This window comes from Prosthecobacter sp. (assembly GCF_020439865.1).
Classification (GTDB): domain Bacteria; phylum Verrucomicrobiota; class Verrucomicrobiia; order Verrucomicrobiales; family Verrucomicrobiaceae; genus Prosthecobacter.
In genome coordinates this window covers 1-2,297 of the sequence record NZ_JAGRPF010000077.1, presented here as the reverse complement: position 1 = coordinate 2,297, position 2,297 = coordinate 1, and the positions used below count along the sequence as shown (strand labels likewise).

Sequence of the window (2,297 nt, the reverse complement as noted above, 5' to 3'; positions counted from 1 at the left end):
TCAAACGCCTCGCTCCGCCGGTCCACCATCCGGTAAAACTCCTGCTTCAACCACACCTCAAGCTGCTGATCAGGTTCGATCCCCTCCGGCGTCGCCTTCAAGACCGTCAAATCTTCCGTCGCATGAGCAACAGCCACGGAGAGGAAAATCGAAAGGAGAAGTCGCATGTGCATTCCTCTCATACGCCGACGCAAGACCGGACCTTCTCGATGCAACACGATGTCCGACGATCACCGCCTGCTCAGCAGATACTTCAGCAGTTCGATCGCCTTGCGTTCGGGCAGGGCTTCGAGCAATCCGGGCGGCATGAGGGACACGGGTGTCTTCTGGCGGTCTTTGAGATCGGTTTTGGCGATGACGACACTCTCCGTCACGGTGCGGGCGGTGATCGCCGTGTCCGTCTCCTGCTCGATGATGCCGGAGACGACGCTGCCGTCCTTCTTGGTCAACACATGGAGCTGGAAGTTGTCTCCGACGACGGCGTTCGGGTCGATGATGTTCTCCAAAAAGTAGTCGAGGCCGTTGCGCCATGATCCGGCGAGGTCGGGCCCGAGTTTGCCCCCCACACCGCCCATCGAGTGACACACGGCGCAGAGCTGCTGGAAAGTCTGCTCGCCCGACTTCGCGTTGAAGGCCCACAACGGCGCGGATTCGTAGGCTTTTTTGAGCTTCGCGATGCTCGCCTTCGCCGCGGCGCTTGATTCGTTCACCTTGCCCCACGTCGCGTCGAGCAGCGTGTTGATGTCCGCATGGTTCAGGTTGCGCATCTGGCGGATTTGCAGGCTGCTGAGGTGCTTCTTGTCGAAACTGCCTGCCTTCACGGCCTCCAGCAACGGCTTGGCGAGTTCCGCACGGCTCGTCAGCACGCCCAGCGCCGCGCTGCGATCCGTCGGACTCAGCGCCTCAAACCGCATCATCAGGCCCGTCGCAATCCCAGGATCCTTCGATCGTGAGAGAAGCGGAATGACCGCGCTGGAGAAGGCAGGTTCATCGAGCAGCTTCACGAAAACCGGTGTGGATTCGACATCGCCGGTGCGTTTGAGCAAATCGAAGGCCGCCTTGCGTTGCGGCATCGCTTTCGACGTGTCCGCCAGAAGAGAGCGCGTTTCAGCGAGCACCGCTTTGTCACCAAAGAGCGCGGAAACCTCCCGAACAGCGTCTGACGCGTCGGCCTTGTCCGACAAGTCCGACTGAACCTGCGGCCACGCTGCCGGCATCTTCACCGCGGCCTCATCCTTCAACGAAAACGCCAGCATCTGCAGATCCCGCGTCGTTTTCAGCGTCTTCACCAACGCTTCGCGGCCTTCCGCGCTTTTTCCGGCATACCAGCGGATCGAATCGGCCAGCGAAGGCATCGGCGTCTTCTCCGCCAGCGCCAGCCCGCGCGCCCAATCCTGCTCAATGACTCTCGCGAGGCCAAACCAGATCATCTTTGGCAGAAAGCGGTCGTCCTTATCCTCGCCATGCATTGCGAGCGCACTGCCGATGTCGAAGGCCCAGTCAACCGGCAACGCAGGCATCGCCGACGCGAGCGCGAGTCGCACAACAGGCGAGGGATCGTCGGTAGCAAGCTTCAGCAGCGTGGCTTTGCTGATCAGAGGTTTGCCGGGCTCTTCCGTCCCAAGTTGGATCGTCCATGCACGCACTTCTGCGGTCAATAGAGGGGCTCTAGGATCGAGATACCTGGTATTATCGCTGTTGAACACTTGGATGGCAGCCGCGCTCCTCAGTTGAGCTATGGGGTGAGCAAATGGTTGGAGCGGGACATTTTCGAGTTCCCCAAAAGCCTGAATGCTCATGTCGAGGGTCGGGTCGATCAGAAGTCGGAGGGCGGTGCGGGCCTTCCACCCATTCGTTGAACCCAGGAGTTCAACCAATTCCACGTCACTCACCTTCCCCAAATCCACCTTCACCGGCTTATAAGTCTCCGTCCACGAGATGCGGTAGATCCGCCCGTTGCTGCGATCCCATTTTTCGTCGTCGGGGTTGTGGCAGTGCTGGGTGTCGGTCCAGTCGATGACATAGACGGCGCCGTCGGGGCCGGTTTGAAGATCGACGGGAATGTAGTCCTCGGCGGGGCTGTAGAGGAGATCGTAGCCGGCGTGGAAGGTCTCGTAACCGCTGCCGGTGCGCACCATGTGCTGATGATTGAGCTGATGACCGTGCAGATTGTGCGTGAACAGGTGGTCGCGGTAGATCGCAGGCCAGTTGTCGCCATTGTAGATCATCGTGCCGACGTGCGAGTGGCCGCCATACACGGCGCGCGTGCCGGGTTTGCCCGCGCCGCCTTCGCCGCT

1 pseudogene is annotated in these 2,297 nt (G+C 60.6%); it reads right to left on the bottom strand.

Going from position 1 to position 2,297, the window contains the following annotated elements:
- Window positions 1-230: 230 nt before the first annotated feature.
- A pseudogene (locus tag KDL09_RS08365) lies at window positions 231-2,297 on the bottom strand (hypothetical protein); the annotation flags it as partial.